This is a genomic window from Streptomyces sp. NPDC001927 (genome assembly GCF_053594455.1).
The window spans coordinates 201,560-222,186 of sequence record NZ_JBSFEN010000002.1 but is presented as its reverse complement, the minus strand read 5'-3'; the positions used below and the strand labels follow the sequence as shown (position 1 = coordinate 222,186).

19 protein-coding genes are annotated in these 20,627 nt (G+C 72.4%); 11 read left to right on the top strand and 8 right to left on the bottom strand.

Features of this window, described 5'->3' with window-relative positions; translation table 11 throughout:
* On the top strand, nt 1–2,067 hold the full coding sequence (locus ACWCO8_RS05560) for an iron ABC transporter permease (RefSeq protein ID WP_451031060.1): 2,067 nt from the start codon (nt 1–3) through the stop codon (nt 2,065–2,067).
* 68 nt (nt 2,068–2,135) lie between these two features.
* On the opposite strand, the gene ACWCO8_RS05555 is transcribed toward ACWCO8_RS05560, so the two are convergent.
* The 3 genes from ACWCO8_RS05555 to ACWCO8_RS05545 all read right to left on the bottom strand — a co-directional run bounded on the left by ACWCO8_RS05555 (nt 2,136) and on the right by ACWCO8_RS05545 (nt 6,054).
* Nucleotides 2,136–4,532 (bottom strand): ATP-binding cassette domain-containing protein, encoded by a 2,397-nt coding sequence (locus ACWCO8_RS05555; RefSeq protein WP_451031431.1) that lies wholly within the window; start codon nt 4,530–4,532, stop codon nt 2,136–2,138.
* 139 nt (nt 4,533–4,671) lie between these two features.
* Entirely contained in the window at nt 4,672–5,028 is a 357-nt protein-coding gene (locus ACWCO8_RS05550) for a VOC family protein (protein WP_451031059.1), read from the bottom strand.
* 81 nt (nt 5,029–5,109) lie between these two features.
* Nucleotides 5,110–6,054: a LysR family transcriptional regulator gene (locus tag ACWCO8_RS05545; protein WP_451031058.1), complete on the bottom strand. Its 945-nt coding sequence runs from the start codon at nt 6,052–6,054 to the stop codon at nt 5,110–5,112.
* Between the two features lie 79 nt (nt 6,055–6,133).
* Between ACWCO8_RS05545 and ACWCO8_RS05540 the strand changes: the two genes are divergently transcribed.
* The 4 genes from ACWCO8_RS05540 (at nt 6,134) to ACWCO8_RS05525 (ending at nt 10,404) form a co-directional block, all read left to right on the top strand.
* Nucleotides 6,134–7,015: an EamA family transporter gene (locus tag ACWCO8_RS05540; RefSeq protein ID WP_451031057.1), complete on the top strand. Its 882-nt coding sequence runs from the start codon at nt 6,134–6,136 to the stop codon at nt 7,013–7,015.
* Nucleotides 7,016–7,166: 151 nt separating this feature from the next.
* Nucleotides 7,167–8,258 (top strand): ABC transporter substrate-binding protein, encoded by a 1,092-nt coding sequence (locus tag ACWCO8_RS05535; RefSeq protein ID WP_451031056.1) that lies wholly within the window; start codon nt 7,167–7,169, stop codon nt 8,256–8,258.
* Between the two features lie 47 nt (nt 8,259–8,305).
* On the top strand, nt 8,306–9,088 hold the full coding sequence (locus tag ACWCO8_RS05530; protein ID WP_451031055.1) for an ATP-binding cassette domain-containing protein: 783 nt from the start codon (nt 8,306–8,308) through the stop codon (nt 9,086–9,088).
* On the top strand, nt 9,085–10,404 hold the full coding sequence (locus tag ACWCO8_RS05525) for a sugar ABC transporter permease (protein ID WP_451031054.1): 1,320 nt from the start codon (nt 9,085–9,087) through the stop codon (nt 10,402–10,404). The genes ACWCO8_RS05530 and ACWCO8_RS05525 overlap by 4 nt, the downstream gene beginning before the upstream one ends.
* 22 nt (nt 10,405–10,426) lie before the next feature.
* Here ACWCO8_RS05525 and ACWCO8_RS05520 read toward each other — a convergent pair whose 3' ends face one another.
* Together ACWCO8_RS05520 and ACWCO8_RS05515 are read right to left on the bottom strand one after the other, a co-directional pair.
* Entirely contained in the window at nt 10,427–11,335 is a 909-nt protein-coding gene (locus ACWCO8_RS05520; protein WP_451031053.1) for an oxidoreductase, read from the bottom strand.
* The gene (locus ACWCO8_RS05515; RefSeq protein ID WP_451031052.1) at nt 11,332–12,171 is read right to left on the bottom strand and encodes an AraC family transcriptional regulator; all 840 of its coding nucleotides are present in this window, start codon (nt 12,169–12,171) and stop codon (nt 11,332–11,334) included. Before ACWCO8_RS05515 ends, ACWCO8_RS05520 begins: the two co-directional genes overlap by 4 nt.
* 53 nt (nt 12,172–12,224) lie before the next feature.
* Between ACWCO8_RS05515 and ACWCO8_RS05510 the strand changes: the two genes are divergently transcribed.
* Nucleotides 12,225–13,424: an MFS transporter gene (locus ACWCO8_RS05510; protein ID WP_451031051.1), complete on the top strand. Its 1,200-nt coding sequence runs from the start codon at nt 12,225–12,227 to the stop codon at nt 13,422–13,424.
* A 57-nt stretch (nt 13,425–13,481) separates the two neighbouring features.
* Nucleotides 13,482–14,393, top strand: a complete 912-nt coding sequence (gene opcA / locus ACWCO8_RS05505; protein WP_451031050.1) for a glucose-6-phosphate dehydrogenase assembly protein OpcA — start codon at nt 13,482–13,484, stop codon at nt 14,391–14,393.
* On the opposite strand, the gene ACWCO8_RS05500 is transcribed toward opcA, so the two are convergent.
* Complete coding sequence (locus ACWCO8_RS05500; RefSeq protein ID WP_451031049.1) at nt 14,390–15,577, bottom strand: 4-hydroxybenzoate 3-monooxygenase; 1,188 nt, start codon at nt 15,575–15,577, stop codon at nt 14,390–14,392. The two genes, opcA and ACWCO8_RS05500, sit on opposite strands and share 4 nt — an antisense overlap.
* A 157-nt stretch (nt 15,578–15,734) precedes the next feature.
* Between ACWCO8_RS05500 and ACWCO8_RS05495 the strand changes: the two genes are divergently transcribed.
* On the top strand, nt 15,735–17,384 hold the full coding sequence (locus ACWCO8_RS05495; protein WP_451031048.1) for an IclR family transcriptional regulator domain-containing protein: 1,650 nt from the start codon (nt 15,735–15,737) through the stop codon (nt 17,382–17,384).
* Between the two features lie 23 nt (nt 17,385–17,407).
* Here ACWCO8_RS05495 and ACWCO8_RS05490 read toward each other — a convergent pair whose 3' ends face one another.
* A complete protein-coding gene (locus tag ACWCO8_RS05490; RefSeq protein ID WP_451031047.1) occupies nt 17,408–17,749 on the bottom strand; it encodes a hypothetical protein in 342 nt (113 codons plus the stop codon).
* A gap of 40 nt (nt 17,750–17,789) precedes the next feature.
* On the bottom strand, nt 17,790–18,248 hold the full coding sequence (locus ACWCO8_RS05485; RefSeq protein WP_362010484.1) for a MarR family winged helix-turn-helix transcriptional regulator: 459 nt from the start codon (nt 18,246–18,248) through the stop codon (nt 17,790–17,792).
* 147 nt (nt 18,249–18,395) lie between these two features.
* On the opposite strand from ACWCO8_RS05485, the gene ACWCO8_RS05480 reads away from it, so the two are divergent.
* The 3 genes from ACWCO8_RS05480 to pcaH are packed head-to-tail and all read left to right on the top strand — an operon-like array spanning nt 18,396 to nt 20,622.
* Complete coding sequence (locus ACWCO8_RS05480; protein ID WP_451031046.1) at nt 18,396–19,148, top strand: CoA transferase subunit A; 753 nt, start codon at nt 18,396–18,398, stop codon at nt 19,146–19,148.
* Complete coding sequence (locus ACWCO8_RS05475; protein ID WP_451031045.1) at nt 19,145–19,837, top strand: CoA transferase subunit B; 693 nt, start codon at nt 19,145–19,147, stop codon at nt 19,835–19,837. Before ACWCO8_RS05480 ends, ACWCO8_RS05475 begins: the two co-directional genes overlap by 4 nt.
* 14 nt (nt 19,838–19,851) lie before the next feature.
* Nucleotides 19,852–20,622 (top strand): protocatechuate 3,4-dioxygenase subunit beta, encoded by a 771-nt coding sequence (pcaH, locus tag ACWCO8_RS05470; protein ID WP_451031044.1) that lies wholly within the window; start codon nt 19,852–19,854, stop codon nt 20,620–20,622.
* The last annotated feature ends 5 nt before the right edge of the window (nt 20,623–20,627 follow it).

Genomic DNA, 20,627 nt, shown 5'->3' with positions numbered 1-20,627 from the left:
ATGGCCGTCACCGCACCTTCCTCCGCCACCCTTCCGTCGGCTGTCGCGTCCCGGTCGGGCGCGGCCGCGGTGACGGCCCTCCTGCTCCTCCTCGTCGGGGGCCTCGCCCTCGTCGACATCACCCAGGGCACCGCCGCCGTCGGCGCCTCCGAGGTGTGGAAGGCGTTCACGGGCCAGGCCGATCCGGCCGACGCGTCCGTCGTCATCGCCTCCCGCCTGCCGAGGATGGCCGCCGGACTGCTCGTCGGCGCCGTCCTCGGCATGGCGGGCGCCGCCCTCCAGGCCGTCAGCCGCAACGTCCTCGCCTCGCCCGACACGCTCAGCGTGAACGCGGGCTCCTACCTGGCCCTCGGTCTCGTCTCCGCGAGCGGGCTCTCGCTCCCGCTGCTCGCCTCCTCCGGCATCGCCTTCGTCGGCGGCCTCGCGGCGGCGGCCGTCGTCCTCGGACTCTCCGGCCTCGGCGCCGGCACCGTCCGGCTCGTCCTCGCCGGCAGCGCCCTCACCCTCGGCCTCACCGCCGTCACCGAGGGCCTGATGCTGCTCTTCCCGCAGGAGACGGAAGGCCTGTTCACCTGGAACCAGGGCAGCATCTCCCAGAACGGCTTCGACGGCGTCCTGCAGATGGCGCCCATCGGACTCCTCGGCCTCGTCGGCCTGCTGCTCGTCTCCCGCAAGGTCGACGCCCTCGCCCTCGGCGACGACGCGGCCCGCGGCCTCGGCGTCCCGGTCCGCGCCACCCGTGTCACCGCCGTCGTGCTCGCCGCGCTGCTCTCGGCCGCGGCGGTCACGCTCGCCGGCCCGATCGGCTTCGTCGGCCTGTGCGCCCCCGCCCTCGTCCGGCCCCTCGTACGCCGGTTCCGCGCCTTCTCCCGCGCGCGTGCCGCGCTTCCGATCGCCGGTCTCGCCGGTGCCGCCCTCGTGCTCGGCTCGGACGTGCTGTTGCGCGCCGTCATCCCGGCGGACACGGCGGTCGCCGTGCCGACGGGCGTGGTCACCAGCCTCGTCGGCGCCGTCTTCCTGATCGTCATGGCGACCCGGGTCCGCGACACCGCGGGAGCGGCCGCGGTCGAGCGGCTGCGCATCCGCAGCCGCGCCGTCTTCCTGACCACCACGGCCGTCCTCGTCGCGGCACTCGTCGGCGTGACGATCGCCGCCGTCCTGCTCGGCGACAGCAAGCTGCTCCTCGGCGACGTCGTCAACTGGGCGCAGGGCAACGCCGGCAGGACCGTCTCCTTCGTCCTCGACACGCGCGTGCCCCGGGTCCTCGCGGCGCTCCTCGCGGGCGCCGCCCTCGCCCTGGCCGGCACGCTCGTCCAGGCCGTGACCCGTAACCCGCTCGCCGAACCCGCGACACTCGGCGTCTCCGGCGGCGCCGCGCTCGGCGCCGTCCTCCTCGTCACGTCGGTGCCGCTGGCCGCGTCGTGGAGCGTGGCGGGTGCCGCGTTCGCGGGCGCCGCCGTCAGCTCCGTCATCGTCTTCGGCCTCGCCGCGCGGGGCGGGTTCCAGCAGAACCGGCTGGTGCTCGTCGGCTTCGGCGTCGCCACCGGCTCGGCCGCGCTGATCAGCCTGCTCATCGTGCTCACCGACCCGTTCAACGCGACCAAGGCCCTCACCTGGCTGTCCGGTTCGACGTACGGGCGGACCATGCCGGACATCGTGCCGCTCGCGGTCGTGCTCGCCGTGGGCGTGGTGGCCGGGTTCGCGCGGCGCACGGAGCTCGACCTCGTCTCCCTCGACGAGGACACCCCCCGGCTCCTGGGTCTCAGCCTCGGCCGGGGCCGTCTGGGCTTCCTCGCGCTGAGCGTCGTGCTCAGCGCCACGGCCGTCGCCGCCGCGGGCACGATCGGCTTCGTGGGCCTGGTCGCCCCGCACGCGGCCCGCGCCCTCGTGGGCCGGCAGCACGCGCGCGTGGTCCCGGTCGCGGTCCTCCTCGGAGCCGTACTCGTCTGCACGGCCGACCTGTTGGGCCGTACGGTCATCGCGCCCGGCCAACTCGGCGCCGGCCTGATGACGGCGGTCATCGGCACGCCGTACTTCCTCTACCTGCTGGTCCGCAGCCGCCGATAAGGACAACCCGTACGAGAGCCCCGCCCCGGGACCACCCAGGGCGGGGCTCTCGCGTACAAAAGGCCGGATCAGCCTCCGACGTACGCCGCGAGGTGCTCGCCGGTGAGGGTCGAGCGGCCGGCGACGAGCTTGGCCGGCGTGCCCTCGAAGACGACCTTGCCGCCGTCGTGGCCCGCACCCGGACCGAGGTCGATGATCCAGTCGGCGTGCGCCATCACGGCCTGGTGGTGCTCGATGACGATCACCGACTTGCCCGAGTCGACCAGCCGGTCGAGCAGCCCGAGCAACTGCTCCACGTCCGCGAGATGGAGCCCGGTGGTCGGCTCGTCGAGGATGTACACACCGCCCTTGTCGCCCATGTGGGTGGCGAGCTTGAGCCGCTGGCGCTCGCCGCCCGAAAGGGTGGTGAGCGGCTGGCCGAGGGTGAGGTAGCCGAGCCCGACGTCGGAGAGCCGTTCGAGGATCTTGTGCGCGGCGGGCGTCTTCGCCTCGCCCTCGCCGAAGAACTCCTCCGCCTCCGCCACCGACATCGCGAGCACCTCGCTGATGTCCCGCCCGCCGAGCCGGTATTCGAGCACCTCCGCCTGGAACCGCTTGCCCTCGCAGTCCTCGCAGGGAGTGGCCACGCCCGCCATCATCGCCAGGTCCGTGTAGATGACCCCGGCGCCGTTGCAGGTGGGGCAGGCGCCCTCGGAGTTGGCGCTGAAGAGCGCCGGCTTGACGCCGTTCTCCTTGGCGAACGCCTTGCGGATCGGGTCGAGCAGACCGGTGTACGTCGCCGGGTTGCTCCGGCGCGAGCCGCGGATCGGGGTCTGGTCCACCGACACCACGGTCTCGCCGGCCGGGATCGACCCGTGCACGAGGGAGCTCTTGCCGGAGCCCGCGACCCCGGTGATGACGACCAGCGCCCCCAGCGGGATGTCGACGTCGACGTTCCGCAGGTTGTTCGCCGTCGCGCCGCGGATCTCCAGCGCGCCGTTGGCCGTGCGCACCGTCTCCTTGAGCGAGGCCCGGTCGTCCAGGTGCCGCCCGGTGATCGTGTCCCCGGCCCGCAGCCCCTCGACGGTGCCCTCGAAGCAGACGGTGCCGCCGCCCGTACCGGCGCCGGGGCCGAGGTCGACGACGTGGTCGGCGATCGCGATCGCCTCCGGCTTGTGCTCCACCACGAGCACCGTGTTGCCCTTGTCCCGCAGCCGGAGCAGCAGGTCGTTCATCCGCTGGATGTCATGCGGGTGCAGGCCGATCGTCGGCTCGTCGAAGACGTACGTGACGTCCGTGAGCGAGGAGCCGAGGTGCCGGATCATCTTGACGCGCTGCGCCTCGCCGCCCGACAGCGTGCCCGCCGGCCGGTCAAGGGAGAGATAGCCGAGCCCGATCTCCACGAAGGAGTCCAGCGTCCGCTGGAGCGCTTCCAGCAGCGGCGCCACCGACGGCTCCTTGAGGCCGCGGACCCACTCGGCCAGGTCCCGGATCTCCATCGTGCAGGCGTCGGCGATGGAGATCCGCTTGATCTTCGAGGACCTGGCCCCTTCGCTGAGCCGCGTCCCGTCGCACTCGGGACAGGTGGTGAAGGTGACCGCCCGCTCCACGAACGCCCGGATGTGCGGCTGCATCGACTCCTTGTCCTTGGACAGGAACGACTTCTGGATCTTCGGGATCAGGCCCTCGTAGGTGAGGTTGATGCCGTTGACCTTGATCTTGGTCGGCTCCCCGTAGAGGAAGGCCTGGAGCTCCTTCTTGGTGTACTTGCGGATCGGCTTGTCCGGGTCGACGAAGCCGGACTGCGCGTAGAGCTGCACGGTCCACTGGCTGTCCGACTTCCAGCCGGGGATCGTGAACGCGCCCTCGGACAGCGACTTGGAGTCGTCGTAGAGCTGCGTGAGGTCGATGTCGGTGACCGAGCCCCGGCCCTCGCAGCGCGTGCACATGCCACCAGTGCGCTGGAAGGTCGCCTTCACCGTCTTCGTCTTCGCGGCACCGCGCTCGACGGTGATCCCGCCGCTCGCCCGGACCGACGCCGTGTTGAAGGAGTACGCGCTGGGCGGGCCGATGTGCGGCTTCCCGAGCCGGCTGAACAGGATGCGCAGCATCGCGTTGGCGTCGGTGGCGGTGCCGACCGTGGAGCGCGGGTCGGCGCCCATCCGCTGCTGGTCGACGGTGATCACCGTCGTCAGGCCCTCCAGGACGTCGACCTCGGGCCGGGCGAGGGTCGGCATGAAGCCCTGGACGAAGGTGCTGTACGTCTCGTTGATCAGCCGCTGCGACTCCGCCGCGATCGTGTTGAACACCAGCGAGCTCTTGCCCGAACCGGAGACTCCGGTGAACACCGTCAGCCGGCGCTTCGGGATCTGGATGCTGACGTCCTTGAGGTTGTTCTCGCGCGCTCCGTGCACGCGGATCACGTCGTGGCTGTCGGCACCGTGCGGCGCGGGCGGCTGCGCGCCCTTCCTCGTGGCCATGCTGATCGTGTCTCTCTGTCCGTGGGCCGGGGCCGCGGGCACGCGACCGCCGTCGTTCCGTCTCTGCTTCCGGTTCTACGTCACTTCCCGGTTCTACGTCTCCGGGACGGCCCGAGGCAACGCTCCACCGGCGCGTCGCGCGGGCTCACTGGTCCTGGACGAGACCCAGCACATTGCCGTCGGAGTCCGTGAACGTGGCCACGAGACGGCCGCCGCCGACATCCTTGGCGGAGTCCCGCACGGTCCCGCCGGCGGCCGTGACCTCGGCGAGCTTCGCCTCGATGTCCGTCACGTGCCAGTAGGCCACGGGCGAGGTCATGCCCTGCGGGCCGCCGCCCGGGACGAGCCCGATGTGCTGGCCCTCGACGTCGAAGCCGACGTAGTACTCGCTCTCGGTCTGCGGCCGGACGCCGAGCAGCGCGGCGTACACCTCGGTGGCCTTGGCCAGGTCGGTGACGGGGTGCAGCACGGTCTTGATGCCCTGGGTGGGGGTGCCGGTCATGATCGCTCCTGAAGTCGTGGGTCCCCGGGACCCGGTCCGTTTCGTGCGGACATCGGCCCTCCGACCCGCACGCCAGCCACGCTACGTGCGGCCCGGGGACGGCGCTTCTCGATTCCTGACCGGTTCGTCGGCGTCCTGGTCGACATCGCTCGGATCGAGTCCGAGGGCGGAAAGGAAGGCCGTCGCCGCCGGGGTGCGCCCCGCCGCGTTCCACACGGCGTACTCGACACGCGTCGGCGCGTCCGTCACCTCGATCGTGGAGACACCGGTGAGCTGGTGCACGTACAGAGAGGGGAGCAGGGCGATCGCCAGGCCCTGGCCGACCAGGCGGGCCATGAAGAGGTCCGCCGTCGTCACCTCGAAGGCCACGTCACGGGTGAGCCCGGCGGCCGCGAAGGCCAGGTCGGACTGGACGCGTCCGGCCGTCCCGGCGGGCAGGTCCACGAAGACCTCCGCGGAGAGCCGGCGCAGGTCGACCGCCGCTTCGCCCGCGAGGGGGTGGTCCGGGGCGACCACGGCGACCAGCCAGTCGTCGGCGAGCACGTGCGAGGCCACCCCGCGCGGCGGGTCTGCCGCCGTGGGCAGGCCCAGGAACGCCACGTCCAGGGCGCCCTCGCGGACCTGCTCGGCGAGCTCCTCGCTCGCACCCACCCTCAGACCGATCCGCACCCGCGGATACCGCCCGCGGAACGTGCGCAGCGCCCCGGGGACGTCGACCGCCGCGACGGTGGGGATCAGCCCCACGGCGAGCCGTCCGCGTACCTCACCGACTGCCGCGGCGACCTCGGCCGACGCCCGCTCGGCGGCCTCCAGGCACTGCCGGGCGGCCGGCAGGAACGCCGCTCCCGCCGGCGTCAGCCGCACCCTGCGGCTCGTCCGCTCGAAGAGCCGCGCGCCCAGCTCCCGTTCGAGACGGGCGATCTGATGGCTGAGGGCGGACTGGACGACCAAGCACCGCTCGGCGGCCCGGGTGAAGCTGTTCGTCTCGGCGACGGCGACGACGTACCGCATCTGCTGCAGGTCCATCGATCCATCGTGAATCATGATGGATAGCGTGACAAGCATGTGTTGGACTCATCGATCGCCGTCGCCGCAGACTGCGAGCATGACCAGTCCGGCAGTCCTGTCGCGCACCCTCCTGACGGCGCTCGCGCCCGTCTCCTGGGGCACCTTCTACGTCGTCACCACCGAACTCCTCCCGCCCGCGCACCCCCTCTTCGCGGGGCTCCTGCGGGCGTTGCCCGCCGGGCTCATCGCCCTCGCGATCGGCCGGACCCTGCCGCGCGGCGCGTGGTGGGGCAAGGCCGCCGTGCTCGGCGTCCTGAACGTCGGGCTGCTCTTCCCGCTCCTGACCGTCGCCGCCGAACGCCTCCCCGGAGGTGTGGCCGCCACCCTCGCGGCGGCCCAGCCGCTCGCCGTCGCCGTCCTGGCCGTGGCGGTCCTCCATGAGCGGTTCTCGGTCCGGCGCCTGGTCTGGGGCCTTGTCGGCGTGGTCGGCGTCGGCCTGGTCGTGATCGGACCGAGCGCCGCCTTCGACCTCGTCGGGATCCTCGCCGGCCTCGGCAGCGCGGTCACGATGGCGCTCGGCGTGACGCTCACCAAGCGCTGGGGACGTCCCGCCGGAGTGGGCCCCACCGCGTTCGCCGGCTGGCAACTCACGGCGGGCGGACTGTTCCTGCTGCCCCTCACCCTCCTCGCGGAGGGCGCGCCGCCGGCGATCGACGGGCGCGCCGCCGCCGGCTACCTCTGGCTCGGCCTGGTGGGCGGCCTGCTCGCCTTCGTCCTCTGGTTCCGCGGGGTCGGCGCGCTCCCCGTCACCTCCGTCGCGGTGCTCGTCCTGCTCTCGCCGCTGGTCGCCGCCGTCCTCGGCGCCGCTCTGCTCGGCCAGACCCTGGGCCCGGTCCAACTCCTCGGGTTCGGGCTCTGCCTCACGGCGATCGTCGCGGCACAACTGCCCGCCCCCGCGGCCCGGAGAGCGGTCGCCTGAACTGCGTAAACGCCGCGCCTCCCGGCCAGGGGGATTCACCCGCTTGCCGGTCATCGAGTTGCGGCTAATGTCGTATTAAGGCCACATGTGCACCCCCTCGTCTCCCGCGCTCACGCGGAAAGGGGAAGGGGGCGTACGGAAGGAGCCCCCCATGACCCGCACATTGCGTGGCGCGATCGCCCTGGCCGGAGCCGCGGCCCTGTCCCTGGGCGCGGTCTCGATGAGCGGCGCGGCCCAGCCGGGCGCGGCCACCGCGGCGCAGGACGAGGTGAAGATCGGCCTGCTGCTCCCCGAGAGCAAGACCACGCGCTACGAGAAGTTCGACCGGCCGTACATCGAGCAGAAGATCAAGGAACTCGCGCCCGACGCGCAGATCGACTACTACAACGCGGCCGAGAGCGCCACCACCCAGCAGCAGCAGGTCAACACCGCGCTCACCAAGGGCAACCAGGTGCTGATCCTGGACGCGGTGGACTCCAAGTCCATCCAGTCCTCCGTGCAGAAGGCCCGTGACGCGGGCGTGAAGGTCGTCGCGTACGACCGCCTCGCGCAAGGCCCCGTCGACGCCTACGTCTCGTACGACAACCGCAAGGTCGGCGAGTTGCAGGGCAAGGCGCTGCTCGACGCGCTCGGCGACAAGGCCGAGACCGGCCAGATCGTGATGCACAACGGCTCGCCCACCGACCCCAACGCGGCCGAGTTCAAGGCCGGTGCGCACTCCGTCCTCGACGGCAAGGTGAAGATCGGCAAGGAGTACGACACTCCCAACTGGGACCCGAACAACGCCAACCAGCAGATGTCGGGTGCCATCAGCGCACTGGGCAAGGACAACATCGTCGGCGTGTACTCGGCCAACGACGGTCTCGCCGCCGGTATCGCCACCGCCCTCAAGTCGGCCGGTATCAACGTGCCGTTGACCGGTCAGGACGCCCAACTCGACGCCATCCAGCGGATCCTGCTGGGCACGCAGACCATCACCATCATGAAGCCGTACAAGCCGGAGGCGGACATCGCCGCGACGATGGCCGTCGATCTCGCCGAGGGCAAGGAGCTCCCGAAGGACCTGGTGCCCCTCACGGTCACCAGCGGCAGCGGCGAGAAGGTCCCGGCCAACCTGCTGACCCCGATCGTGGTCGACAAGAACAACATCGGCGACACGGTCGTCAAGGACGGTCTGTACACGGTCGACGAGATCTGCACACCCACCTACGAGGCCGCCTGCAAGGAGGCCGGACTGGAGTAGCCGCGGCGGCTGCGACGTGACGGGGGCCGGGTAGGAGGCGGTTGACCATGCCCGAAACACCTGTGCTCAGTCTGCGGGGGATCTCCAAGCGGTTCGGCGCCGTGCAGGCTCTGTCGGACTTCGACCTGGAGGTCCACGCCGGTGAGGTCGTCGCGCTCGTCGGCGACAACGGCGCCGGCAAGTCGACCGCCGTCAAGGCGATCGCCGGGGTCAACCCGCCGGACGAGGGCGTGATCACCTGGGAGGGCCGCCCGGTCACCGTCCACCGGCCGCACGACGCCCAGAACCTCGGCATCGCCACCGTCTACCAGGACCTGGCGCTCTGCGACAACCTGGACGTCGTCGGCAATCTCTTCCTCGGCCGCGAGATGAAGCGCTGGGGCGTGCTCGACGAGGTCGGCATGGAGCGGCGCTCGCGCCAACTCCTCGACACCCTCTCCATCCGCATCCCCAGCGTCCGTATCCCGGTCGCCTCCCTCTCCGGCGGCCAGCGCCAGACCGTGGCGATCGCCCGTTCCCTGATCGGCGACCCAAAGGTCGTCATCCTGGACGAGCCGACCGCCGCGCTCGGCGTCGAGCAGACCGCCGAGGTCCTCGACCTCGTCGAACGGCTCCGGGAACAACGTCTGGGCACCATCCTGATCAGCCACAACATGGTGGACGTGATGGCGGTCGCCGACCGCATCGCCGTGCTGCGCCTCGGCCGGAACAACGGCTTCTTCGACAAGCGCTCCACGACCACCGAGGAGATCATCTCCGCCATCACCGGGGCCAGCGACAGCGCGGTCACGCGCCGCCAGGCACGTAAGCGGGAAGAGGAGGAGCGATGAGGCGTGACCGAGGCCGCCACGACCCCTCCGACCCCTACCCCGGACCCGGCGACGGATCCGGCAACGGCTTCGGCCAGGAGCCGGCGCACGACGCCGTACCCGCCGTCGACACCCGGCTGATCGTCCGGGAGGAGGGCTTCAAGGGGTACCTCGGGGAGTTCGGGCGGAAGCTGCGCAGCGGCGAACTGGGCTCGCTGCCCGTCGTCATCGCCGTCATCATCATCTGGACGGTCTTCGGCACGCTGGACAGCGCGTTCCTCTCCGCGCAGAACCTCTCCGACCTCAGCCAGCAGATCGTCGGCACCGGGATGATCGCGATCGGCATCGTCTTCGTCCTGCTGCTCGGCGAGATCGACCTCTCCGTCGGCTCGGTCAGCGGCCTTTGCGCCGCGATCTTCGCCGTCCTCAACGTGCTGAACGGCATGAACGAGTGGCTGGCCCTGCTTGTCGCCATCGCCGGCGGAGCCGCCGTCGGACTCATCCAGGGCTTCTTCTTCGCCAAGGTCGGCGTGCCCGCGTTCGTCGTCACCCTGGCGGGCAACCTCGCCTGGAACGGCCTCATGCTGCAGGTGCTCGGCACCAGCGGCACGGTCAACATCCCGAGCGAGAGCATCGTCTCGGAGCTGTACTCGACGATCTTCCACAGCCCGGCCGCCGCCTACATCACGGCGGCCGTCGGCGTGGGGCTCTTCCTGGCCGCCTCGCTCCTCGACGCCCGGCGGCGCCAGCGCGCCAGGGTGCCGTTCCGGCCGATCGCCGAGATCGTGATCCGAACGGTCGTCATCGCCGCGATCGCCTTCGTCTCCGCGTACATCCTGAACCAGTACCAGGGGCTGCCGCTGGCGCTCCTGGTCTTCCTGATCCTCCTGGTCATCGTCGACTTCGTGCTGCGCCGCACCTCGTACGGGCGGCAGATCTTCGCCGTCGGCGGCAACATCGAGGGCGCCCGCAGGGCCGGCATCAGCGTGGCGTTCATCCGGATGAGCGTCTTCTCCATCGCCGGCACCATGGCGGCGGTCGGCGGACTCTTCCTCGCCGGTCAGATCCAGTCCGCGAGCCAGACGTCCGGCGGCGGCAACCTGCTGATGAACGTCATCGCCGCCGCCGTCATCGGCGGCACCAGCCTCTTCGGCGGACGCGGCTCGGTCTGGTCCGCCCTGCTCGGCGCGCTGGTGATCGGCTCGATCCAGTCGGGCATGAACATCATGGGCGTCAGCAACGCCGTCCAGTTCATGATCACCGGAGCGGTCCTGCTGGCCGCCGTGGTCGTCGACTCCCTGTCCCGGCGCAGCCAGAAGGCGGCCGGACGCGCGTGAACTCCGCCCGTGCCCGGCGTGCCTACGCCCCGCGCGCGTGCAGGGCGTCCAGGGAGGCCAGTTCGTCCTCGGTGAGGCGCAGCGCGCCCGCCGCGACATTGGCGGCCAGGTGGTCCGGGTCGCCGGTGCCGGGGATGGCGAGCACGTGCGGACCCCGGTGCAGCGTCCATGCGATCCGGACCTGGGCGGGGCTTGCCCCGTGCGCCCGGGCCACGGCGAGCACCTCGTCGTTGGCGCCACCGCTCGCACCGCTCTCGCCGCCCGTGCCGGCGATGGCGTAGAAGGGCACGTACGCGATGCCCTGCTCGCCGCACTCACGGACGAAGGCGTCGTGGTCGGGCCGGATCCCGATCCCGTACCGGTTCTGCACGCAGACCACCGGAGCGATCGCGCGGGCCTCCGCCAGCTGGTGCGGATGGACGTTGGAGAGGCCCAGGTGGCGGATGAGACCCGCCTCGCGGAGTTCGGCCAGCGCCCCGAACCGCTCGGCGACCGAGTCGGTGCCGACGACGCGCAGATTGACGACGTCGAGGTGGTCGCGGCCGAGCTGACGCAGGTTCTCCTCGACCTGCCCGCGTAGCTGCCCCGCCGTCGCGTGCGGCACCCAACGGCCCGACGGGTCGCGGCCGGGCCCGACCTTGGTGGCGATGACCAGGTCGTCCCCGTAGGGGGCGAGGGCGCGGTTGATCAGCTCGTTGGCGGAGCGCAGGGGAGAGAAGTAGAACGCGGCGGTGTCGATGTGGTTCACGCCCAGCTCGACCGCCCGGCGCAGTACGGCGACGGCCTGGTCCCGGTCGCGGCTCACGGCGTCCTCGACGAGGGCCTCGCCCGTCTGCGGCAGGCGCATCGCGCCGAAACCGATCCGGCGGACCGTGAGGTCTCCGAGAGTCCAGGTGCCCGAGGCGGCGGCGTTGATCGTTTCCGTGGTCATGCCCGGGATGATCTCCCGGCGGGGGCACCAAACGCCAGTGCGTCCGGCAGGCTCCCCTCGTGACGGTGCGCGCCCGGGGTGTAGCCGAAGGCGTGGCGGAAGACCTCGATGAAGGCGCTGGGGGACGACCAGCCGCAGCGGTGGGCGACGGTGGTGACCGGGATGCCGTCCGCGAGGAGCCGTAGCGCGTGGTAGAGCCGGGCCTGGGTGCGCCACTGAGGGAACGTCATGCCGAGGTCCGAGCGGAAGAGCCGGCTGAGGGTCCGTTCGCCCGCCCCGGTCGCCGCGCCCAGCTCGGCGAGCGTCCGGGGGTCGGCCGGGTCGGCGCGGAGGATCGTGCAGACGGCGACGAGGCGGGGGTCGGTCGGGGCCGGCAGTCGTAGGGGCTGCTGGGGCGAGCTCCGCAGCTCGTCGCGGAGGACCGCGAGGAGCCGGCCGCGCGCGGGACCGGTGTCCTCGGGCGAGCGGGTGTACGCCAGGATCAGCTCGCGCATCAGGGGACTGACGGCGAGCACGGTGGGCGTGTCCAGACCGAGCGGGTTGTCGTCGGCGGGCAGCCCGATCAGGTGCAGATCGAGGCGTCCGTGCGCCCGGTGGGCGTGGACGGTGCCGGCCGGGACCCAGATGGCGCGGGTGCCGGGCGCGAACCACGTACCGGCGTCGGTGGTGACGGCGAGCACGCCCGAGCCCGCGTAGACGATCTGATGCTCGTCGTGCCGGTGGGCGTCGATGCGCTCGCCCGCCGTGAGGAGCTGGGCACGGGTCGGGGCCTGCGGGGTGTGGCGGACGGACGGGTCAGGTGCAGGAGGACGTCGTGATCGGCGGAAGTTCGACACAAGTAGGCAGATTATCGAAAGCGCGACAGCCGCCGTCTCGCCAGGATCGAAGGGTGCCGACGAACACGTACACGAAGCCCATCAGCTCCCCTCCTCGCCGACCCCTCGCCCTGCTGTCGTGGGGACACGCCTGCGTGGATGTCTACCAGGGAGCCGTCGCGGCCCTGGTGCCGTACTTCGTCGCCGAGCGCGCATACGGCTACGCCGCCGCCTCGGCCGTCGTCCTCGCCGCCTCGCTGCTCTCGTCGGTGGTCCAGCCGTTGTTCGGAGCGCTCACCGACCGGCGGCCGCTGCCCTGGCTGCTGCCCGTGAGCGCCCTGCTCGCCGGCGCCGGGGTCGCCCTCAGCGGCGTCGGCGGCTCGTACGCGATCACCCTGGCCGCGGTCGCCGTGTCCGGGATCGGCGTCGCCGCCTATCACCCGGAGGCGGCGCGGGTCGCACGCCGGGCGAGCCGCGGCAGCCACACCGGGATGGGCTGGTTCTCCCTCGGCGGCAACCTCGGCTTCGCCACCGCCCCCGTCCTGGTCGCCGTCGTCGGCGCCGTCGGCGGCCTGGCCGCCACCCCCCTGCTCGTCGTCCCGGCCCTCGCGGGCGCCGCCCTGTGCGCGGCCGCGCTGCGGGCGATGGACGCGCCGACCGCCGGGACACCGACCCACGCCGCCGGGACGACCGTACGCCCGAACGACTGGGCCTCGTTCGCGCGCCTGTCCGGGGCGGTCGTCTGCCGCTCGATCGTCTTCGTCGGGCTCAGCGCCTTCCTCTCCCTGTACGCCCGCCAGCGCACGGGCGGCGGCGAACTCGCCGGTACGGCCGCACTGTTCGTGCTCTACCTCGGCGGCGCCGTCGGCACCGTGGCCGGCGGGAAGCTGGCAGGCCGCCACCCCCGCGTGACCGTCGTCCGGTGGTCCTACGCCCTGAGCGTCCTCGCCGTGGCCGGTGTGGTCCTCGTCCCCGGCCCGCTCCTGTACGTCTTCGTCGCGCTCACCTCGGCCGGCCTGTACGTGCCCTTCTCCCTGCACGTCACCCTCGGGCAGGACTACCTGCCCGGGCGCGTCGGCACGGCGAGCGGGGTGACGCTGGGCCTGACCGTCAGCGTCGGCGGCATCGCGACCCCGGTCGTCGGAGCCCTCGCCGACGCCACCTCCCTGGGCACCGCCCTCGCCCCGCTGATCGCCCTGCCCGCCCTGGGCTGGTGGCTGCTGCGCGGCCTGCGGGAGCCGGCCGCGCCAGCGGGAACGCCGCCGTCCGCGTAGGCTCGTGGGGCAGGGCCAGGGTGATCGCGGCGCGACGGAGGGAAACGGGCGCGGGCCATGAAGATCGATCTCACGGACACCACATCCAGCAAGATCAACAAGGCGATCGTCGAAGGCCGCCGGGCCGTCGGCACCCCCGCCGTCGGCATGGTGCTCACCCTCGTCATCGTCACCGACGAGGAGAACGCCTACGACTCCCTGAAGGCCGCCACCGAAGCCTCCCGCGAGCACCCGTCCCGCACGCTCGTCGTCATCAAGCGCCACGACCGCTCGCCCCGGCGGCGGCACGAGGCCCGCCTCGACGCCGAGGTCCGCGTCGGCAGCGACGCCGGGTCGGGGGAGACCGTCCTGCTCCGCATGCACGGCGAACTCAGCGCCCGCGCCGACTCCGTGGTCCTCCCGCTGCTGCTTCCCGACGCCCCCGTCGTCGTCTGGTGGCCGGTCGACGCACCCGAGGTGCCGTCCACGGACCCGCTCGGCTCGCTCGCCCAGCGCCGGATCACCGACGCGTACGCGGTCGAGGACCCGCTCGCCGCGCTCGACGTCCGCGCCGCGTCCTACGCCCCCGGCGACACCGACCTCGCCTGGACCCGGCTCACCCCGTGGCGCTCGATGCTCGCCGCCGCGCTCGACCAGGCCCGGGCGACGATCGTCTCGGCCGCCGTCGAGAGCGAGTCGGACAACCCGAGCGCCGAACTGCTGGCCCGCTGGTTCGAGGACCGGCTGCGCGTCCCGGTCGAGCGGGTCACCACGGACGGACCGGTCGTCACCGCCGTCCGCCTCGGCACCCCGGACGGCGAGATCCGCATCGACCGCCCCGAGGGCCCGGTCGCGCGTCTGTCCATCCCCGGCCAGCCCAGCCGGGTCCTCGCCCTGAAGGTCCGTACGACGGCCGAGCTGATCGCCGAGGAACTGCGCAGGCTCGACCCCGACGAGATCTACGCCTCCGCGCTGCGGACGGTCGTCTAGGGCCTGTCGATCGGCAAACCCACGTAGTTCTGGGCCAGTTCGGCCGCCGCATGGCGTGAGTTCGCGATCCGGTCCAGCTGGGAGAGCTGGAGCCGGGTGTCGAAGCCGGACTGGTCGGGGTCGGTGTGCAGGGTCGTCGTCATGAAGTACGAGAAGTGCTCGGCGCGCCAGACCCGGCGCAGGCACGTGTCGGAGTACGCGTCGAGCAGCTCCGTGGAGCCCGTGGCCGCGCGCTGAGCGAAAGCTCGCGCCAGGACGATCACGTCGGCGGCGGCGAGGTTGAGCCCCTTCGCGCCGGTCGGCGGCACGATGTGCGCCGCGTCCCCGGCGAGGAAGAGCCGGCCGTACCGCATCGGCTCGGTCACCGAACTCCGCATCGGCAGCACCGACTTCTGCGTGATCGGGCCGCGCTTCAGCCGCCACTCGGGCGCGTCCGCGAGCGCGAAGCGCGCGTCGAGCTCGTCCCAGATCCGCTCGTCGGACCAGTCCGCGGGGTCGGCGCCGTTCTCCACCTGGAGGTAGAGCCGGCTCACGGCGGGGGAGCGCATGCTGGCCAGCGCGAAGCCCCGCTCGGAGTGGGCGTAGATCAACTCCTCGTACACGGGCGGTGCCTCGGCGAGGATCCCGAGCCAGGAGTACGGGTACGTCCGCTCGTACGTCGTCCGCTCGCGCTCCGGGCCCGCCGTCCGGGCGACGCCGTGGAAGCCGTCGCAGCCGACCACGTAGTCACAGGTCAGGGTCTGCTCGCGGCCCTCGTGCACGTACCGGATCACCGGGCGGTCCGTGTCCACGCCCTCCACCGCGCGCACCTCCGCACCGAACAACAGCGGTCCACCGTCGGCGAGTTGAAGGGCGATCAGATCCTTCACCACCTCGGTCTGGGCGTAGACCCAGACCCGGCGGCCGTCGGCCAGCGCGGGGAAGTCGACCCGGTGGGCCCGGCCGTCGAAGCGCAGCTCGATGCCGTCGTGAGGGATCCCCTCCTTGTCGAGGCGGGCGCCCACGCCCGCCTCGCGGAGCGCGTCGGCCGTGGCCTGCTCCAGGATCCCGGCGCGCTGCCGCCGCTCGACGTAGGCGCGGTCGCGGGACTCCAGGACCACGCTGTCGATACCCGCGCGGTGCAGCAGGCGCGCGAGCAGCAGCCCGGCGGGGCCGCCGCCGACGATGCCGACGGTGGTGTGCATCTGCCCTCCATGTTCGTATAGTGAAGAAAACTTCACCTCAGAGTGGGGTGAGTCTGCGCCCGCCGTGTCGGGCTGTCAACGGTGGGATCCGTCGGCAAGACCCGTCGGCGAGACGCGCCAGCGACGACCGTCGGATCCCATCCGTCAGGGAGAGTCCATGTCATCGATCGAGAACGCGCCGCCCGAGGCCGTCGCGCCGCTGATGCGCGGGCTCATGCTGCTGCGCCGGCTCACCGACGCCGACGGGGTCCTCAGCCTGAGCGACCTGGAGCGCACCACCGGCCTGGCCCGGTCCACCGTCGACCGGATCACGGGCACGCTCGCCCGCATGGGATACGTACGCCTCGACGGCCGTGACGTCTTCCTGGCCCCGCGCCTGATGGAGCTGGGCAACGCCTATCTGGGCGCCCTCGGGATTCCCGGGGTTCTCGGCGGGCCCGCGGACGCGCTCGCCGACGAGCTGGACGAGTCGGTGTCGCTCGCGGTCGCCGACGGCGACGGCATCCGCTTCGTCCACCAGGCGACCCGGCGGCGCGCGATGTCCCTCAGCTTCCGGATCGGCGATCCGCTCCCGGCCGAACGGACCGCTCCGGGCGCGCTGTTCGCCGCCGACTGGACGGCGGCGGAGTGGGAGCGCCGGCGGGCCCGCCGGGCCGTCGACCCGCACGACACCGGGTTCCCCGCAGTGCCTGTCGGAGCCCGGCCGGACGAGGCGGAGTTCGCCGCGCGCGTGGCCCGGGCCGCCGAGCGCGGCTGGGCCCTGGACGACCAGCTCATCGAACCCGGCCTGGTCGCCCTCGCCCTCCCCGTACGGGACGCCGACGGCGCCGTCGCCTGTGTGGCGAGCGTGGTCAGCCACACCAGCCGGCACACCGCCGACTCTCTCCGCGAGGCGCTCCTGCCGCGCCTGCGCGCCGCGACCGCGGAGTGGGAGAAGCTGCTGGCGCGCGAGGCGCCCGAGACCCCGCGTGCGTACCCCGCCGTCGGTCTCGCCGACTGGACCCATGCCTCGAAGCAGGAGCTCGGCCGGGGCTTCGTCGAGTCGCTCGCCCGCGGACTGACCGTCCTCACCGCGTTCGGCGAGGGCCGGGCCGCGCTGCCCCTGAGCGCCGTCGCCGAGGCCACCGGGCTCGCGCGGGCCACCGCGCGGCGGGCGCTGATCACCCTGGAGCACCTCGGGTACGTCACCGTCGAGGGGCGGCTCTTCCGGCTCACCCCCCGGGTGCTCGCGCTCGGTTTCCCGTACCTCTCCCGGCTGCCGCTCCCGCAGATCGCCGCGCCGCACCTGGCCGAACTCTCCCGGCGCGTCCACGACTCCGCGTCCCTCGCGGTCCTCGCCGGGCACGACGTCCGCTACACCGCCCGCGTCGCCACCCGACGGATCATGAGCGTCCACATCACCGTCGGCACCCGCTTCCCCGCGCACGCCACCTCGCTCGGCCGCGTCATGCTCGCCGACCTCCCGCCCGAGAGCCGCGCCGCCTGGCTCGCGGACATCGAGCCGCGCGCCCTCACCCCGCACACCGTCACCTCGGGCCCGGAACTCGCCGCCGTACTGGAACGGGTACGGGAGCAGGGGTACGCCCTCGTCGACGAGGAGCTGGAGCAGGGGCTCCGCTCGATCGCCGCGCCCGTGCGCGACCGGACGGGGGCTGTCGTGGCCGCCGTCAACGTGGCCATGCACAGCAGCCGCCGTACCGTCGAGGAGTGCGTCGGGGAGGTCCTGCCCGAGCTGCGCGCGGCGGTCGCCCGCATCGAGGACGACCTGCGCACGGCGGGGCGCTTCGCCCGTGTGTCGGAGACGTGAGCGCCGCCGAGGATCGGCTGTGATCAGGAGGACGTCATCAGCGTCCGCACACGCGACGCGAGCAGAGGCATCAAGCTCTCTCGCCAAGTGTCGAGCGAGACCATGCCGCTGGACATGCCGCCGTGGGCGAACGACTCCCGGTACACGGACGACGCCGGGTCACCGGCGAGGTCGACCCCGACGAGCTCGCTGAACGTCACCCGCAGGAGTGCGACCGCTTCGCCGAGCGTGGGCGGCACGTCCGTACCGGACAGCCGGTCGCGAAGGGCCCGCCAGACATGGGGGTCGCCCCGCAGGCCCCACCTCTCCGGCTCCGGATCGAAGAGAGAGGCCATCGTCACCGCTGTCGCGTCATCGTGTGCCATGCCGGAAGTCTCCCAGAGCCCTGCCCCCGACCGGCGTGGCTCAGGACGCGACCGGCTCCGCTGGGTCGCGCAGGCGCTCCGCCGCGTCCGACACGCGTAGCAGCAGGCTCATGAACTGAGCCTGTTCCTCGGCGGAGAGCGGGGCGAGGAACACCTGGTTCATCCGTGCCGTCCGTACCGTCAGCTTGCGGTGCGTCCGTTCGCCGTCCTCGGTCAGCCGCAGGAGGAAGCGGCGACCGTCCTCGGGATCCCGCACCTTGTCGAGCAGCCCCCGGCGGGTCAGCCGACTGACGACTTCGGCGATGGTGGAGCGGTCGAGGCCCACGCGCTCGCCCACCGTCCGCTGATCGAGGCCGGGTTCGGCCGTCAGGGCGTTCAGGACACCGAACTGCGGGGAGGTGATCTCCTCGGAGACCATCGTGGTCCACAGCAGGTGGTGCGCCTGCTGGAGCCGCCGGGCCAGGTGCCCGGGATGGGTGGTGAGATCCACCGCGGTCATCGTCGGCCTCCTGTGTCCGGTCCGTATTCGTCGGTGTACGGAACGATACGCGCTCACTCCGGCCACCCCGGCCCGCGCCCGCGTGCTCTTGACGCTCGCCGGACCCGCACCAGATACTCAGTGCACTGACTAAATGGGAGGCTGGCCATGGACAAGGTGGTCGCCGGCGCCGCCGAGGCGGTGGCCGACGTCGGGGACGGGGTGTCGCTCGCCGTGGGCGGCTTCGGCCTCAGCGGTGTGCCGAACGTCCTGATCGACGCGATCCACCGGCGTGGCGTCGGCGGCCTGCGGGTCGTGTCGAACAACTGCGGCGCGCTGGACACCGGCCTCGCCGTCCTGCTCGCCGCCGGGCGGATCGCGCGCGTCACCGGCTCGTACATCGGCGCCAACAAGGAGTTCGCGCGGCAATACCTGGCGGGCGAGCTGGAGGTCGAGCTCATCCCGCAGGGGACGCTCGCCGAGCGGCTGCGGGCCGGGGGCTGCGGGATCCCCGCCTTCTACACCCCGGCCGGCGTCGGCACCCAGGTCGCCGACGGCGGACTGCCCTGGCGCTACGACGGCGACGGAGGCGTCGCCCTCGCCTCGCCGCCCAAGGAGGTGCGGGAGTTCGACGGCCGCGCGTACGTCCTGGAGCACGGCATCCGTACCGACTTCGCCCTCGTCCGCGCCGCGCGCGGCGACCGCCACGGGAACCTGGTCTTCAACAAGGCCGCCCGGAACTTCAACCCCCTGGCGGCGATGGCCGGGAAGATCACGATCGCCGAGGTCGAGGAGCTGGTGGAACCCGGCGACATCGACCCCGACGCCGTCCACCTCCCCGGGGTCTTCGTCCAGCGGGTCGTGGCCCTGACGCCCGAACAGGCCGCGCACAAGCGGATAGAGAAGAGGACCACACGATGAGGCCGGTGACGGGCTGGACCCGCGAGCAGATGGCCGCCCGCGCCGCACGCGAGCTGACGGATGGTCAGTACGTCAATCTGGGCATCGGACTTCCGACGCTGATCCCCAACCACCTCCCCGAAGGGGTCGAGGTGGTCCTCGAATCCGAGAACGGCATCCTCGGCACCGGCCCGTTCCCCGGCGAGGACGAGGTCGACCCCGACCTCATCAACGCCGGCAAGGAGACCGTCACCGTCCTGCCGGGAGCCTCCTTCTTCGACTCCGCGCTCTCCTTCGGGATGATCCGCGGCGGCCACATCGACGTCGCCGTCCTCGGCGCCATGCAGGTCTCCGCCCGCGGCGACCTCGCCAACTGGGCCGTCCCGGGCAAGCTCGTCACCGGCATCGGCGGCGCCATGGACCTCGTCCACGGCGCCAGGACCGTCATCGTCGTCATGACCCACACAGCCAAGGACGGCACCCCGAAGATCGTCGACGAGTGCACCCTGCCACTGACCGGCCGGGCCTGCGTCGACCGGATCGTCACCGACCTCGCCGTCCTCGACGTCACCGACGACGGCCTCGTGCTCACCGAGACCGCCCCGGGCGTCGACCCCGCCGACGTCCTCGCCAGGACGGCAGCGCCGGTCCGCCTCGCCCCCGGGCTCAGCGCTCCCGAAGGCCGCCCGCTCGACGCCCCCGCCCACTGACCCCCGGAGCCCCCATGGCCCTCACCCAGTCGGACATCGACACCGAGATCGGCCGGCACCAGGCCGCGTACGACAAGGAGCTGGCCGCCGGGGCGGCGCCCCGCAGCCACCCGGCCCGCGACTACGCCCCGTACCGCAGCTCGCTGCTCCGCCACCCCCAGCAGCCGCTCGTGGCCGTCAACGGCGGCGACCCCGAGACGGTGGAACTCGCCGGACCCGTCTTCGGCCCCACCGACGTCACCGAGATCGACAACGACCTCACCCGGCAGCACGCGGGCGAGCCCCTCGGCGAGCGCATCACCGTCTCGGGACGCCTGCTCGACCGCGCCGGCCGCCCGGTGCGCGGCCAGCTCGTCGAGGTGTGGCAGGCCAACGCCTCCGGCCGGTACGCCCATCTGCGCGACCAGCACCCGGCGCCGCTCGACCCGAACTTCACCGGCGTCGGCCGCACCCTCACCGACGACGACGGCCGCTACACCTTCACCACCGTCAAGCCTGGTGCCTACCCGTGGCGCAACCACACCAACGCCTGGCGCCCGGCCCACATCCACTTCTCCGTCTTCGGCACGGCCTTCACCCAACGGCTCGTGACACAGATGTACTTCCCGGGCGACCCGCTCTTCGCCCACGACCCGATCCTCCGCTCGGTCACCGACCCGGCGGCCCGCGAACGGCTCGTCGCGCGCTACGAACACGCCCTGTCCCGGCCCGAGTTCTCCCTCGGCTACGCCTGGGACATCGTCCTCGACGGACCCTCCGCCACCTGGATCGAGGAAGGACGCTGACCGCC

Bases quoted from the DNA above. Each gene is read 5' to 3' on its own strand.
- ACWCO8_RS05545 (WP_451031058.1), bottom strand. From the start codon at position 6,054: ATGGACCTGCAGCAGATGCGGTACGTCGTCGCCGTCGCCGAGACGAAC.
- ACWCO8_RS05525 (WP_451031054.1), top strand. From the start codon at position 9,085: ATGAGGCGTGACCGAGGCCGCCACGACCCCTCCGACCCCTACCCCGGA.
- ACWCO8_RS05490 (WP_451031047.1), bottom strand. From the start codon at position 17,749: ATGGCACACGATGACGCGACAGCGGTGACGATGGCCTCTCTCTTCGAT.
- opcA (WP_451031050.1), top strand. From the start codon at position 13,482: ATGAAGATCGATCTCACGGACACCACATCCAGCAAGATCAACAAGGCG.
- ACWCO8_RS05540 (WP_451031057.1), top strand. From the start codon at position 6,134: ATGACCAGTCCGGCAGTCCTGTCGCGCACCCTCCTGACGGCGCTCGCG.
- ACWCO8_RS05520 (WP_451031053.1), bottom strand. From the start codon at position 11,335: ATGACCACGGAAACGATCAACGCCGCCGCCTCGGGCACCTGGACTCTC.
- ACWCO8_RS05550 (WP_451031059.1), bottom strand. From the start codon at position 5,028: ATGACCGGCACCCCCACCCAGGGCATCAAGACCGTGCTGCACCCCGTC.
- ACWCO8_RS05500 (WP_451031049.1), bottom strand. From the start codon at position 15,577: ATGCACACCACCGTCGGCATCGTCGGCGGCGGCCCCGCCGGGCTGCTG.
- ACWCO8_RS05485 (WP_362010484.1), bottom strand. From the start codon at position 18,248: ATGACCGCGGTGGATCTCACCACCCATCCCGGGCACCTGGCCCGGCGG.
- ACWCO8_RS05495 (WP_451031048.1), top strand. From the start codon at position 15,735: ATGTCATCGATCGAGAACGCGCCGCCCGAGGCCGTCGCGCCGCTGATG.
- ACWCO8_RS05480 (WP_451031046.1), top strand. From the start codon at position 18,396: ATGGACAAGGTGGTCGCCGGCGCCGCCGAGGCGGTGGCCGACGTCGGG.
- ACWCO8_RS05530 (WP_451031055.1), top strand. From the start codon at position 8,306: ATGCCCGAAACACCTGTGCTCAGTCTGCGGGGGATCTCCAAGCGGTTC.
- pcaH (WP_451031044.1), top strand. From the start codon at position 19,852: ATGGCCCTCACCCAGTCGGACATCGACACCGAGATCGGCCGGCACCAG.
- ACWCO8_RS05560 (WP_451031060.1), top strand. From the start codon at position 1: ATGGCCGTCACCGCACCTTCCTCCGCCACCCTTCCGTCGGCTGTCGCG.
- ACWCO8_RS05475 (WP_451031045.1), top strand. From the start codon at position 19,145: ATGAGGCCGGTGACGGGCTGGACCCGCGAGCAGATGGCCGCCCGCGCC.
- ACWCO8_RS05535 (WP_451031056.1), top strand. From the start codon at position 7,167: ATGACCCGCACATTGCGTGGCGCGATCGCCCTGGCCGGAGCCGCGGCC.